At 69.8% G+C, this 13194-nt stretch carries 13 protein-coding genes; 10 read left to right on the top strand and 3 right to left on the bottom strand.

Annotated features, from left to right (window positions below; all coding sequences use genetic code 11):
- Positions 1-31: 31 nt before the first annotated feature.
- Positions 32-298, bottom strand: coding sequence for a hypothetical protein (locus AABN02_RS08395; RefSeq protein ID WP_338414477.1), 267 nt, complete (start codon positions 296-298; stop codon positions 32-34).
- Here AABN02_RS08395 and AABN02_RS08390 point away from each other — a divergent pair.
- Entirely contained in the window at positions 283-1779 is a 1497-nt protein-coding gene (locus AABN02_RS08390) for a hypothetical protein (protein WP_338414476.1), read from the top strand. The two genes, AABN02_RS08395 and AABN02_RS08390, sit on opposite strands and share 16 nt — an antisense overlap.
- Positions 1780-1806: 27 nt before the next feature.
- Here the strand turns inward: AABN02_RS08390 and AABN02_RS08385 are convergent, their stop codons facing one another.
- Together AABN02_RS08385 and AABN02_RS08380 are read right to left on the bottom strand one after the other, a co-directional pair.
- Complete coding sequence (locus tag AABN02_RS08385; protein WP_338414475.1) at positions 1807-2574, bottom strand: LytTR family DNA-binding domain-containing protein; 768 nt, start codon at positions 2572-2574, stop codon at positions 1807-1809.
- Complete coding sequence (locus tag AABN02_RS08380) at positions 2571-3632, bottom strand: sensor histidine kinase (RefSeq protein ID WP_338414474.1); 1062 nt, start codon at positions 3630-3632, stop codon at positions 2571-2573. The genes AABN02_RS08385 and AABN02_RS08380 overlap by 4 nt, the downstream gene beginning before the upstream one ends.
- Before the next feature lie 94 nt (positions 3633-3726).
- Here AABN02_RS08380 and argH point away from each other — a divergent pair, with 94 nt between their 5' ends.
- From argH to AABN02_RS08335, 9 genes are all read left to right on the top strand, one after another.
- Positions 3727-5157 carry an argininosuccinate lyase gene (gene argH, locus AABN02_RS08375; protein ID WP_338414473.1) on the top strand — a complete coding sequence of 477 codons (1431 nt, stop codon included), beginning with the start codon at positions 3727-3729 and terminating at the stop codon, positions 5155-5157.
- Positions 5158-5277: 120 nt separating this feature from the next.
- Positions 5278-6201: a hypothetical protein gene (locus AABN02_RS08370; RefSeq protein ID WP_338414472.1), complete on the top strand. Its 924-nt coding sequence runs from the start codon at positions 5278-5280 to the stop codon at positions 6199-6201.
- 4 nt (positions 6202-6205) lie between these two features.
- Entirely contained in the window at positions 6206-6856 is a 651-nt protein-coding gene (locus AABN02_RS08365) for a PilN domain-containing protein (protein ID WP_338414471.1), read from the top strand.
- On the top strand, positions 6853-7506 hold the full coding sequence (locus tag AABN02_RS08360; RefSeq protein ID WP_338414470.1) for a GspMb/PilO family protein: 654 nt from the start codon (positions 6853-6855) through the stop codon (positions 7504-7506). The genes AABN02_RS08365 and AABN02_RS08360 overlap by 4 nt, the downstream gene beginning before the upstream one ends.
- A 2-nt stretch (positions 7507-7508) precedes the next feature.
- Positions 7509-8012, top strand: a complete 504-nt coding sequence (locus tag AABN02_RS08355; RefSeq protein ID WP_338414469.1) for a hypothetical protein — start codon at positions 7509-7511, stop codon at positions 8010-8012.
- A complete protein-coding gene (gene mshL / locus AABN02_RS08350) occupies positions 8012-9694 on the top strand; it encodes a pilus (MSHA type) biogenesis protein MshL (RefSeq protein WP_338414468.1) in 1683 nt (560 codons plus the stop codon). Before AABN02_RS08355 ends, mshL begins: the two co-directional genes overlap by 1 nt.
- Positions 9695-9709: 15 nt before the next feature.
- Positions 9710-11431 carry a GspE/PulE family protein gene (locus tag AABN02_RS08345; protein WP_338414467.1) on the top strand — a complete coding sequence of 574 codons (1722 nt, stop codon included), beginning with the start codon at positions 9710-9712 and terminating at the stop codon, positions 11429-11431.
- A gap of 4 nt (positions 11432-11435) precedes the next feature.
- Positions 11436-12686: a type II secretion system F family protein gene (locus tag AABN02_RS08340; RefSeq protein WP_338414466.1), complete on the top strand. Its 1251-nt coding sequence runs from the start codon at positions 11436-11438 to the stop codon at positions 12684-12686.
- Between the two features lie 114 nt (positions 12687-12800).
- A complete protein-coding gene (locus AABN02_RS08335; protein ID WP_338414465.1) occupies positions 12801-13190 on the top strand; it encodes a type II secretion system protein in 390 nt (129 codons plus the stop codon).
- The last annotated feature ends 4 nt before the right edge of the window (positions 13191-13194 follow it).

Below are 13194 nucleotides of genomic sequence, written 5' to 3'. Positions count from 1 at the left end.
TCTCCCGCGGTCGCGCCCAAACCGGGTCCGGTCACCTCGCCGAGCCCGGCACCCGTGGCGACACCTGCACCGAGCCCGACACCGGTCGCCACCCCCAGCCCCAGCCCCAGCCCCAGCCCCAGCCCCAGCCCCAGCCCCAGCCCCAGCCCCAGCCCCGTTCCCGCTCCCGCTCCCGCTCCCGCTCCCGCTCCCGCTCCCGCTCCCGCTCCCGCTCCTGCTCCTGCTCCTGCTCCTGCTCCTGCTCCTGCTCCTGCTCCTGCTCCTGCTCCCGCTCCTGCTCCCGTGGCCGCGCCGACACCGGCCCCGCCCGTCGACGGTCTGGCGCTGACGCCGTGTCTGGCCTCCGGCAAGGGTGTCGACTACCAGGTCGGCCCGGGCAAGGCCTATGCCTCGCTCGACACGGTCCCCTGGGAATCGCTGAAGGCCGGTGACACGGTGCGCATCTTCTACACGGCCACGCCGTACAAGGGCAAGTTCATGGTCGCCGCCTCCGGCACGCAGGCCGCACCGGTGCGGATCTGCGGCGTGCGCGGGCCGAACAACGAGCGCCCGATCATCGAAGGCAATGGCGCCACCACCCGCGCCGCGCTGGGCACTGTCTACGGCAACACGGTCGAGACGCGCGACATCCACCAGGGCCGCACCATCATCGCCATCAAGGCGAATGCCAGCGGCACCTACACCGACTACCCGAGCTGGATCTCGATCGACGGCCTGAACATCCGCGCTGGTCACCCCAACTACACCTTCAAGAACGCCGCCGGCGTCAGCAAGCCCTACGACCCTTTCGGCGCCTGCGTCTGGGTGGACCGCGGCCACAACATCCTGATCGCCGACAACGAGATCAGCGACTGCCAGATGGGCATCTTCACCAAGTCGAACGACGAGGGGGATTTCGCCGTGACCCGCAACATCCGCATCGCCGGCAACTACCTGTGGGGCCACGGCATCGTCGGCGACGACCACATGCACAGCACCTACACGCAGAGCGTGGGCATGGTGATCGAGTTCAACCGCTACGGCCCGCTGCGCGCCGGCTCGCTGGGCAATTCGGCCAAGGACCGCTCGGCCGGCATGGTCGTGCGCTACAACCGGATCGAAGGCGGTGCACGTGCCATCGACATGGTCGAGGCGGAAGACTTCCCCATCACCGCACTCGCCACCCCGGCCTACCGCACCAGCTTCGTCTACGGCAACCAGATCAAGAAGAACGGCGACGACGGCAGCTTCTTCCACTACGGTGGTGACCACTTCGGTGCACCGGCGGGGGCGAACTGGGGCGAATCGCTGTTCCGCAAGGGCACGCTGTACTTCTTCAACAACACGGTTTACGGCACCGGCAGCGGCGCGCGCATCTTCCAGATCTCGACCACGGCGGAGACGGTGGAGGCCTGGAACAACGTGTTCTGGTTCGACAGCACGGTGACGGAGCTGAACATGCGCCAGGCCGAGAACGACTCGCTGTCGCCGACCTACACCTCGGACGGCATCCTGAACCTCGGCGTCAACTGGATCCGCACCGGCTGGACCGACACCACGCAGTGGAAGACGCTGAAGGGCCAGGTCAAGGGCGCGGCCAACCTGCTCACCGGCAGCGCCTTGCCCTTCGACGCAGCGACGTTCACGCCGCTGGCGGGCAGTGCCATCGTCGATGCCGGTCAGGCCGCACCGGCGGCAGCCGCCGCCTACGGGGTGAACTACCAGCTCGGCACGGGCTACGTGCCGGTGGCCCGCACCGTGAAGGGCAGCAAGATCGACCTCGGCGCCGTGGAGCGCTGAGTCACCGAAGCTTTGCGAGACGGGGTTTCACAGCCCCTCCGCCGCCAGCATGTCGCGCACCGCGGCCAGCTGGCGGCGCGACACCACCAGCCATTCATCGGTCGGCGCGATGCGGACGGCCCAGCCCTCTGCCGTTTCATCGCCATCGCGCCGCTCCAGCGCCACCACCGCATGCCGCGCCACCAGCGCATTGCGGTGGATGCGCAGGAAGCGGTCGCCCATGCGCTCCTCCAGTTCCGCCAGCGATTCGTCCAGCAGCAAGGCCCGCCGCGCGGTGCGCAGCGTCACGTACTTCAGCTCGGCCTTGAGGTAGAGCACCTCGGCCAGCGGCACCCGCAGCAGCTCGCCCCGCTCGTGCACCACGATGACGGGGGTGGCCGGCAGCGCGTCCAGTGGCGCGGGCGCCGTGGCCGCCGGTCCGTGCAGCCGCTGGGCCACGCGCAGCAACGCCGCCTGCAACCGCAGCCGGCGCACCGGCTTGGTCAGGTAGTCGACCGCCTCGACCTCGAACGCCGCCAGCGCGTGCTCGGCATGCGCCGTGACGAAGATGACCGCCGGCGCCCGCGGCAGACCGCGCAGGCGCTCGGCGAGCTGCAGCCCGTCCATGCCGGGCATGTGGATGTCGAGCAGCACGACATCCGCCTGGTGCAGCGTCAGCCAGTGCAGCGCGGCCGGTGCGGAGGCAGCCTCGCCGACCACGGCACAGACCGGATCGACGCAGTCGCCCAGCAGCGTGCGCAGGCGCAGGCGCGACAGCGCTTCGTCATCGACCAGCAGGACGCGCAAGGTGCTCATGGCCGTTTCTCCTCCAGTCTCCGAGAACCCTGGGTGCCCTTGACCAGCGGCACCAGCAGCCGCACCCGAAACCGCCCGCCCTCGATCGGACCGGCCTCGAAGCGCATGTCCAGGTCGTGCAGCAGCTGCAGCCGGTCGCGCACGTTGTGCAGGGCCATGCCGTGGCCCTTGCGGGGCCGGCCTTCCGGCACTGTGTTGGTGATGGTGATCAGGGCGTGGCCGTGGCGGGCCTGCGCCCGGATGCGGATGGCGCCGCCCGTGGGCGACGGCTCCACGCCATGCTTGACCGCATTCTCGACCAGCGGCTGCAGCAACAACGAGGGCACCCAGACGCTTTCCACCAGCGGGTCGATCTTCCAGCGCACGTCCAGCCGGTCGCCGAAGCGCACCTGCTCGATCGCCAGATAGCGCTGCGCCAGTTCCACCTCCTCGCCCAGCGTGACCCGCTCGCCCGAGCCGACCAGCGCGGCGCGGAACAGCTCCGACAGATCCTCCAGCACCGCCTCGGCCTGCGCCGGATCGACCCGCACCAGCGCGATCGCACTGTTGAGCGCGTTGAACAGGAAATGCGGCCGGATGCGTGACTGCAGCTCCGCCAGCCGCGCCTGGGTGCCGGCAGGCAGGCGCATCCGGGTGCGCTGCCGGAGCCAGTGGAACACCGCGCCGGACAGCGCCGCGCCGCTGCCAACGGTGGCCAGGCCGGTCGGCCAGCCCTCGTCGATCTGACCGAGCCAGACCAGCAGCGTCCACGCCATCGCCCCGCAGGCCGCGCCCAGGCCGCACAGCACCAGCCACGCCACCGCCGGCTGGGCGCGTTCCGGCACCCGCAGCCGCGCACGTCCCAGCGCACACGCCGCCAGCAGCCACACCAGCGTGGCCGGCAGCACGGCGGCCACCACCACCGACACATCGACCAGCCACTGGCGGATCGACGTCGACCGGAACCCCAGCCCCAGCGCCACCACCCCGTGCACGAACAGCACGGTGCGCAGCACGACACCGCCCTGGCAAAGGTCGTCCGGCAGGTCGTTCGGATCGGATTCGGAGGACATGAACATGGCGAACGCCGGGCGGGGTCAAGGCAGTGGACAGGCGCGCTCTCTACAATCCGCGCAGATTCTCCGATTGTCCCCTTCCCTGAGCCGCCCGCCGATGAGCACCCATCAACTCGACAAGAAGTCGCAAGCCTGGTCCGCCCTGTTCTCCGAACCGATGAGCGAGCTGGTCAAGCGCTACACCTCCAGCGTCACCTTCGACAAGCGCCTCTGGCGCGCCGACATCGAGGGCAGCCTGGCCCACGCCGAGATGCTGGCCGCCCAGGGCGTCATCAGCGCGCAGGACCTGGAAGACATCCGGCGCGGCATGGCGCAGATCCACGCCGAGATCAAGGGCGGCACCTTCGAGTGGAAGCTCGACCTCGAAGACGTCCACCTCAACATCGAGGCCCGCCTGACCACGCTGGTGGGCGACGCCGGCAAGCGCCTGCACACCGGCCGCAGCCGCAACGACCAGGTCGCCACCGACGTGCGCCTGTGGCTGCGCGACGAGATCGACGCGACGTCGGCGCTGCTCGACGACATGCAGCGCGCGCTCGTCCACGTCGCGGCGCAGAACGTCGAGGTGATCCTGCCCGGCTTCACGCACCTGCAAGTCGCCCAGCCCGTGAGCTTCGCGCACCACCTGCTGGCCTATGTCGAGATGTTCTCGCGCGATGCCGAGCGCCTCGCCGACCTGCGCAAGCGCGTCAACCGCCTGCCGCTGGGCGCTGCGGCGCTGGCCGGCACCAGCTACCCGCTCGACCGCGAGCGCGTGGCCCGCACGCTGGGCTTCGAGGGTGTCTGCCAGAACAGCCTGGACGCCGTCAGCGACCGCGACTTCGCCATCGAGTTCACGTCCTTCGCCACGCTGGTGATGGTCCACGTCTCGCGCATGGCCGAGGAAATCGTGGTGTGGATGAGCCAGAACTTCGGCTTCATCAACCTCTCGGACCGCTACTGCACCGGCTCGTCGATCATGCCGCAGAAGCGCAACCCGGACGTGGCCGAGCTGGCACGCGGCAAGTCCGGCCGCGTCGTCGGGCACCTGATCGGCCTGATCACGCTGATGAAGGGCCAGCCGCTGGCCTACAACAAGGACAACCAGGAAGACAAGGAGCCGCTGTTCGACACCGTCGACACGGTCAAGGACACGCTGCGCATCATGGCCGAGATGATCGGCGGCGAAGTGGCAGCGGACGGGTCACGCGCCGGTGGCCTGACGGTGAAGGCGGATGCGATGGAGCGCGCCGCCCGCCGCGGCTACGCCACCGCCACCGACCTGGCCGACTACCTGGTCAAGAAGGGCCTGCCCTTCCGCGACGCACACGAAGTGGTGGCGCACGCAGTGAAGACCTCGATCGCGCTGGGCCAGGACCTGTCGGAGCTGCCGCTGGCGACGCTGCAGGGCTTCGACGCCCGGATCGAGTCCGACGTGTTCGAGGTACTGAGCCTCACCGGCTCGCTGAACGCCCGCAATGTGCTGGGCGGCACGGCACCGGTGCAGGTGCGTGCGCAGATCGAACGCCACCGCGCGCGCCTGGGCTGATCCTTCCTGCCCCCTGACAACGCGGCCCTTGGTGGCCGCGTTTTGCATGGCTTTTTCGCGTCTGGAGCTGGTACCGACACAGGCAGCATCGCCCCATCCTTTCTGATGGAGTGAACCCCCGTGTTCTCCTGGCTGCGACAACCTCGGCTTGATGGCTGGGTCGTGGTGGTGCCCAACGGCACCACCGCCCAGGCACTGTACCTGCGCTGGCCGGCCGATGGCCGGCCGCAGGTGCGCTGGGCCTGCCAGCTCGACTGGTCCACGCCACTGAGCAGCCTGCGCGATCTGCGTCGCCAGCGTGCCCTGCAGCGCCACCACCGGCTGCTGGTGCTGCAGCGCCACCAGTACCAGCTGCTGCCGACCGAAGCGCCGGAGGTGCCCCGCGAACAATGGTCCGACGCGGTGCGCTGGCAGTTGCGCGATCTGGTGAGCTTCCCGGTCGCGGACGCACAGATCGACCTGCTCGAGATCCCCGCCGAAACCAACCAGCGCGGGCGCCCATCGGTGCTCGCGGCCCTGGCACCACGGCAGGAACTGGCCCCAGTGGCCGAGGACGCCCTGCGCGCCCGCATGCCCTGGAAGGTGATGGACCTGCCGGAAACCGCGCTGCGCAATCTGGCGGCGCTGCTCGAGGAACCGGGGCGCGGCATCGCCCTGCTGCTCATCGACGAGACCCACAGCACGCTGGTGATCACCGCCAGCGGCGAGCTGCTGCAGGCCCGCCACATCGACGTGAGCGCCGCCCAGATCGCCGAGCCGGACGAGGCGCTGCGCCAGCAGGCCTTCGACCGCGCCGGGCTGGAGCTGCAGCGCACGCTCGACAGCTTCGAGCGCCTCTTCAGCCGGGTGACGCTGTCGCGGCTGGTGGTGTCCACCACCACATCGGACGACTTCACCGACTACGTGCGCGAGCTGCTCTACGTGCCGGTCGTGCGGCTGCGCATCGAGGACTGCATCGACTTCGACGGGGCCGAGCTGGCCGGCACGCTGACCACGGCCACCGTGTCCCCCATCGCCATCGGCGCCGCGCTGCGCCGCGCCTGACACCATGCCGCAGCAACTCAATCTCTACGCCCGCAGCCTCTGCCAGAGCCGGCAAGCCAATGCCCTCGGCCACATGCTGATGCTGCAGGGCGCGCTGGCCGGGCTGGCCCTGCTCGCCGGTGCCGGCCTGCAATGGCACACCCGGCAGATCCAGACGGACACGGTCCAGCTCATGGCCCAGGCCGATGCCCGGCGCGGCGCGCTGCTGCCGGCCCCCGGCAACCACCGCGAACAGACCCAGCGCGACCAGCTCAAGCGCCTGCGCGACCGCGAGGCCGCCGTCCAGCGCCTGCAGGGCCTGCTGGACAATGGCAGCGCCGGCCGGCGCGAAGGCTATGTCGACTACCTCGAAGCCCTGGCCCGCCAGACCCATGCCGCCGTCTGGATCACCGGCCTGAACCTGCAGGGCAGCGACGACGCCATCGAGATCCGCGGCCGCATGACCGATCCGGCCGTGCTACCGGACTACCTGCGCAGCCTGCAGTCCGAACCCCGCTTCAAGGGCCGGGCTTTCGCCACGCTGCAGATCCGCCCCGGCGGCACCACCACCACCAGCAGCCAGGCCACCGACGGCCTCGAGCCGGTGACCAGGCCCGACTACAGCGAATTCACGCTGTCCAGCCAGGCCCCGCGCACGGAGCCCGCCAAGCCATGAAACCGACCCTGCCCTCTCCCGGCCTGGCCGCACGCTGGCGAGCGCTGAGCCGCCGCTACCAGGTACTGAGCCCGCGTGAACGGGTGCTGGTGGCGATGTGCTGCACGGCCGTGGTCTTCATGGCCGTTGACCAGCTCTGGGTCACGCCGGCCTGGAAGGCCTGGAACCAGGCCCGCCAGACCCGGCAGACCTCGGCGCAGGTGCTCGAGACACTGGACACCAGCATCACCGCCCTGCACCAGCGCAAGGACCTCGACCTGCGGCAGCTGCAGACCGAACTCGCCGCGCTGCAGGCCCGCGTGGCCCAGGCCGATGCACAGGGCCGCACGAGCGACCTCGTCAGCCCGGCCGACATGCTGCCGCTGCTCGAACAACTGCTCGCGCGCCACAGCGGCCTGAAGCTGCGCAGCCTGCAGTCCCTGGGCCGCACCCCGCTCGACCAGGGCACACCGACGCTCTACCGCCACGGCGTGGAGCTGAGCGTCGAGGGCCGCTACACCGACCTGATGGAGTACCTGAAGTCGCTCGAAGCCTCGCCGCAGCGCCTGCTGTGGGGCAGCCTGCAACTCCAGGTGCTCCAGCATCCCCAGGTGCGGCTCACGCTGCGCCTGCACACGCTGAGCACGGACGCCCACTGGGTGGAAATCTGACCATGACTGTCCAGGCACGCCTGTTGATGATCGCCCCGCTGCTGTCGGCCCTGTTGTCGGCGGGGCTCTGGGTGCTGCTGTCGGGCAGCGCGGCACGCGCCGCCCTGCCCGATCCGACGCGTCCGCCGCCAGGCCTGGGCAACTCGCCAGCCGCGGCCCCGGCGCTGCTGCCCCCACGCTCGGCTGTACTGACACCGGACCCGGCGGCCTACATGCGTCCGCTGCGCCCCGCAGCACCGGTGGTGCCACCACGGGTGCAGGGGCTGCAGCTGCACGCCGATGCGGCGCCCGGCAGCGCCACCGCCCTGATCGACGGCCGCCTGCTGCGGGTCGGCGACCGGCTGGGCGACGCGACCGTGCAGGACATCCGTGCCGACGGCGTGTGGCTGCGACTGCCCCGCGGCGGCACGCAGTGGCTGGGGCTGTATGCCCCGGTCGAGGCGCCTGCACCCGAACCCTTGACCGCGAACGCGCCCGAGCAGACCGCCGCGCGCAAGGAACCCTGATGGCCCAGAACCACCCAATCCGCTCCCGCCTCACCGCCGTCACCCGTGCCGTGGTGTGCGGACTGCTGTGCGCGCAGACCGGCCTGACCCTGGCCGCCACCACCCCGCTGACGGCGCCGCTGCCCGCCACCGTGGCCCCGCCCGCGTCGGCCGAATCCCGGTTCGATCTCTCGGTGAACCAGGCGCCGGCCACGCAGGTCTTCCTGCAGATCGCGGCCGGCTCACCCTGGCAGGTGCTGCTGTCGCCCGAGGTGACCGGCACGGTGTCGCTGAGCCTGCGCGACACCACGGTGCTCGACGCGATGGACGCGATGCGCGAGCTGTATGGCTACAACTACCGCATCAGCGGCCGCCGCATCTACGTGCAGCCCAACACGGTGCAGACCCGCGTCTTCCGCATCAACTACCTGCCCGGCCGCCGCCAGGGCACCAGCGACATCCGCGTGACCTCCAGCTCGATCGGCCAGGTCGGCGGCGGCAATGGCACGGTGGCCGGCGCTGGTGGAAATAGTGGCATGGGCGGCATGGGCGGCAACACCGGCGCAGGGAACGGGGGCGGCAATGGGGGCAGCAATGGTGCCGCCGTGCCCGGCAGCCGGCAGGACGACACGGCCCACGTCCGCACCACCTCCGACTCCGACTTCTGGCGCGACGTGCAGGGTTCGCTGTCGGCGATGCTGACCAGCGACGCCCAGGGCAGCCAGCGGCGCAGCGTGATCGTCAATGCCTCGGCCGGCGTCATCGTCGTGCGGGCGACACCGCTGGAGCTGCGCCAGATCGCGCAGTACCTCGAAGCGGTGCAGGTCAGCATCGAGCGGCAGGTGATGCTCGAAGCCAAGATCCTCGAAGTCGAGCTGAGCAAGGACGCGCAGACCGGCGTGAACTGGAGCGCCTTCGGCCGTTTTCTGGACGGCGCACTCAGCCTCGCCGCCCTCGCCCCCGGCATCACGCTGTCGGGCACCGGCCAGATCGACCTGGCCGCAGCCACGACCACCGCAGCCACCTCGGGCAAGGCCTTCTACGGCATGTCCTTCCAGAACTCCAATTTCTCGACGCTGCTGACCTTCCTCGAAACCCAGGGCAAGGTGCAGGTGCTGTCCAGCCCGCGCATCGCCACCATCAACAACCAGAAGGCCGTGCTCAAGGTCGGCTCGGACGAGCTGTACGTCACCGGCGTGTCCTCGTCGATCAGCTCCACCGGCTCGTCCACGACCTCGGTGCCGTCGGTGACGCTGCAGCCCTTCTTCTCCGGCATCGCGCTCGACGTGACGCCACAGATCGACAAGGACGGCATGGTGATGCTGCACGTCCACCCCTCGATCAGCACCGTCACCGAGAAGCAGAAGTCGATCAACCTCGGCTCGCTCGGCTCCTACAAGCTGCCGCTGGCGGCCAGCACGATCAGCGAGACCGACTCGATCGTGCGCGTGAAGGACGGCCAGATCGTCGCCATCGGCGGCCTGATGCAGCAGGAGCAGCGCGAGGACAACAGCCAGGTGCCGGGCCTCGGTGAGGCGCCCGTTGTCGGCGGTCTGTTCCGCCAGAAATCCACCGTGATGCGCAAGCGCGAGCTGGTCATCCTGATGAAGACCACCGTGATCCACGAGGACGGCGCCTGGCCGGAGGCCGATACCCGTACCCCGAGCGCCGGCATCGCGCCCTTCCCTGAATCCACCCGCTGACCGGACCGCCCCCGCATGGCACGCCCAGAACGCATCCGACTCGGTGACCTGCTGGTCCAGCAGGGCCTGATCACCGCCGAACAGCTCGCCGAGGCGCTCGTCTCCCAGCGCACCACCGGGCGCAAGCTCGGCCGCGTCTTCATCGACAGCGGCTGGGTCAACGAGGTCCAGATCGCGCAGGCGCTGGCCCGCCAGCTGCGCGCAACCTACCTCGACCTCGCCAAGCGCTCCGTGCGCCCCGAGGTCGCGCGGCTGCTGCCCGAAGTGCAGGCGCGGCGGCTGCGCGCCATCGTGCTGGACGAGACGCCGGCCGGCGTGCGCGTCGGCATGGCCGATCCGACCGACCTCACCGCCTACGACGAGATCAGCCGCATCGTGCGGCGCGACATCGAGCTGGTCGTCGTGGCCGAGAGCCAGCTGCTCGGCGCGATCGACCGCTCCTACCGCAACACCGAGGCCATCGCCGGTCTGGCGCAGGAGCTGACCAGCGAGCTGCGCAATGTCGAGGACAGCCTGGGCGATCTGCTCGGCCTGAACACCGCCAGCGCCGAGGATGCGCCGGTCGTGCGGCTGCTGTATTCCGTGTTCGAGGAAGCGCTGCGCGTGCGCGCCTCGGACATCCACATCGAGCCGCAGCAAAGCTCGCTGCGCATCCGCTTCCGCATCGACGGCGTGCTGCATGTGCAGACCGAAGCCGACGCCAAGATCGCCGCCGCCGTGGCGCTGCGGCTGAAGCTGATGTCGGGCCTGGACATCTCCGAGCGCCGGCTGCCGCAGGACGGCCGCTTCGCGGTGACGCTGCGCAGCGGCGCGATCGACGTGCGCATCTCGACCATGCCGACGCAGCATGGCGAGTCGATCGTGATGCGGCTGCTCAATCAAAGCTCGGGCCTGCTGTCGATCGACCACCTGAATCTGCCGCCGCGGGTGGCCGAGGCGCTGCGCCGCGCCATCGCCAAGCCCAACGGCATGGTGCTCGTCACCGGCCCGACCGGCAGCGGCAAGACCACCACGCTCTACGCCGCGCTGAACGCGCTGAACAACAGCGAGCGCAAGATCATCACCGTCGAGGATCCGGTCGAGTACCGCCTGCCCGGCCTGAACCAGGTGCAGGTCCACGACAAGATCGACCTCGACTTCGCCCGTGTGCTGCGCGCCGCACTGCGGCAGGACCCGGACGTGATCCTCGTCGGCGAGATGCGCGACCAGGCCACTGCCGAGATCGGCCTGCGCGCCGCGCTGACCGGCCACCTGGTGCTGTCGACGCTGCACACCAACGACGCCATGTCCACGCCCACTCGGCTGATCGACATGGGCGTGCCGCGCTACATGGTGGCGATGTCCTTGCAGATGGTGCTGGCGCAGCGGCTGGTGCGGGTGATCTGCACGCACTGCACCGAGTTCCACCGGCCCGACCCGCATGAACTGGCCTGGCTGGAGACGCAGTGCGGCCGCACGGTCGACACCGCAGCGCTGCGCCACGGCGCCGGCTGCAGCGAATGCAGCCACACCGGCTTCAGCGGGCGCACCGGCGTCTACGAGATCCTGGAGATGACCCGTGAGCTGGTCGAGGCCATGAACCACGGCGATCCGCTCACCTTCGCGCAGGCGGCGCGGCGGCAGATGGCGGGTCACCACCTCGGCCAGGACGCCGCGCGGCTCGTGCTGGCCGGACGGACCACCGTGGCCGAAGCCATGCGCGTGAGCCACCAGATGGCCGAAGGGCCGGCGGGGTGATGCCATGATGCAGCGCTACGCCTGGACCGGGCACTCCGCACAGGCAGGAACCACCAGCGGCGTGATCGAGGCGGCCCACGCCTCGGCCGCCGCAGAGGCCCTGATCGGCCGCGGCATCATCCCGCTGACGATCGAGGCATCCACCGGGTCTGCGGCCGGCGGCGACGCGGGCGCCATGCTGCGCAGCCTGCTGCCCGCGCACCTCTTCGAGCCCAAGGTGGCCCCCGTCGACCTGCTGATCTTCAGCCGGCAGCTCAACACGCTGCTGCGTGCGGGCGTGCCGATCCTTCGGGCGCTGATGGGGCTACAGGAAACCGCCACCAGCGAGAAGATGAAGACGACGCTGGCGGAGGTGCGGCGCAGTCTGGAGTCCGGCATCGCGCTCTCCATGTCGCTGGCGCAGCACCCGCGCGTGTTCGACAACTTCTACATCGCGCTGGTCCGCGTCGGCGAGATGACCGGCCGGCTCGACGAGATCTTCCTGCGCCTGTTCCACCACCAGGAGTTCGAGCTGTTCATGCGCCAGCAGGTCAAGGCGGCGCTGCGCTACCCGAGCTTCGTGGTGAGCGCCATGGTCGCAGCCATCGGCGTGATCAACGTGATGGTGATTCCGGCCTTCGCCACCGTGTTCCAGCAGGCCGGCGCCACGCTGCCGCTGGCCACGCGCATCCTGCTCGCCACCTCGCGCTTCACGCTCGACTACGGCGGCCTGATCGTGCTGGGCGTCGCCGCGGGCGTGATGGTGCTGCGGGCGTGGATCGCCACGCCGGAGGGCCGTCTGCGCTGGGACGGCTGGATGCTGCGCATTCCGGTGGCCGGCAAGATCGTGCGCAAGGCGATGCTGGCGCGCTTCGCGCGCAGCTTCTCGCTGTCGCTGAAGAGCGGCGTGCCGATCTCGCAGGCGCTGTCGGTGGTGGCGCAGACGGTGGACAACCAGCACATCGCCCGCCGCATCGAGGGCATGCGCGAGAGCGTGGAGCGCGGCGAGTCCGTGCTGCGCGCGGCCGCCGTGACGGGCATCTTCACGCCGGTCGTGCTGCAGATGCTGGCGGTCGGTGAAGAGACCGGTGCCATCGACGAGCTGCTCGAAGAGGTCAGCGATCTCTACAACAACGAGGTCCAGTACGAGCTGAAGACGCTCAGCGCGCAGCTGGAGCCGATCCTGATCATCTTCCTCGGGGTGCTGGTGCTGATCCTGGCGCTCGGGGTCTTCCTGCCGGTCTGGGACCTGGGCCGCACGGCCTTTACCAAATAAGGAAGCGTTCAGCATGAAAAAGCCCTCAAGTCAAGGCCCGCCCAGGCCGAAATCACCGGTGTAAGCGACCTCACCGCCCGCGCTGCCCGACATCAAACAGAACTGGAGCATTCCATGAAATCACGACAAGCCGGCTTCACGATGATCGAACTGATCGTCGTCATCGTCATCCTGGGCGTTCTCGCCGCCACCGCGATGCCGAAGTTCGTCGACATGAAGAGCGACGCACAGGCCGCCAGCGTGGCCGGCGTTGCAGGCGCAGCGGCATCCGCCATGAATCTGAACTACGCCGGCTGCGCGTTGACCGCCAACGTCGTGACCGCCAACAAGTGCGTCAAGGTCAGCGCCTGCGCCGACGCGTCCAGCCTGCTGCAGGGCGGCCTGCCAACCGGCTACACGCTGGCGGGCACCGACCCGGGTGGCACCAACGGCAGCACGTCGACCTGCACGGTGACCGGCGGTGGACAGACCTCCAACTTCACCGCGATCGCCGCAGGCAACTGAGCCT

It is taken from the genome of uncultured Sphaerotilus sp. (genome assembly GCF_963924895.1).
Classification (GTDB): Bacteria; Pseudomonadota; Gammaproteobacteria; order Burkholderiales; family Burkholderiaceae_C; genus Sphaerotilus.
Note: the sequence above shows the minus strand (reverse complement) of the source record. Positions and strands in the feature narration are given on the sequence as shown.

Bases quoted from the DNA above. Each gene is read 5' to 3' on its own strand.
- mshL (WP_338414468.1), top strand. From the start codon at position 8,012: ATGGCCCAGAACCACCCAATCCGCTCCCGCCTCACCGCCGTCACCCGT.
- AABN02_RS08345 (WP_338414467.1), top strand. From the start codon at position 9,710: ATGGCACGCCCAGAACGCATCCGACTCGGTGACCTGCTGGTCCAGCAG.
- AABN02_RS08360 (WP_338414470.1), top strand. From the start codon at position 6,853: ATGAAACCGACCCTGCCCTCTCCCGGCCTGGCCGCACGCTGGCGAGCG.
- AABN02_RS08355 (WP_338414469.1), top strand. From the start codon at position 7,509: ATGACTGTCCAGGCACGCCTGTTGATGATCGCCCCGCTGCTGTCGGCC.
- AABN02_RS08365 (WP_338414471.1), top strand. From the start codon at position 6,206: ATGCCGCAGCAACTCAATCTCTACGCCCGCAGCCTCTGCCAGAGCCGG.
- AABN02_RS08380 (WP_338414474.1), bottom strand. From the start codon at position 3,632: ATGTTCATGTCCTCCGAATCCGATCCGAACGACCTGCCGGACGACCTT.
- AABN02_RS08335 (WP_338414465.1), top strand. From the start codon at position 12,801: ATGAAATCACGACAAGCCGGCTTCACGATGATCGAACTGATCGTCGTC.
- argH (WP_338414473.1), top strand. From the start codon at position 3,727: ATGAGCACCCATCAACTCGACAAGAAGTCGCAAGCCTGGTCCGCCCTG.
- AABN02_RS08340 (WP_338414466.1), top strand. From the start codon at position 11,436: ATGATGCAGCGCTACGCCTGGACCGGGCACTCCGCACAGGCAGGAACC.
- AABN02_RS08385 (WP_338414475.1), bottom strand. From the start codon at position 2,574: ATGAGCACCTTGCGCGTCCTGCTGGTCGATGACGAAGCGCTGTCGCGC.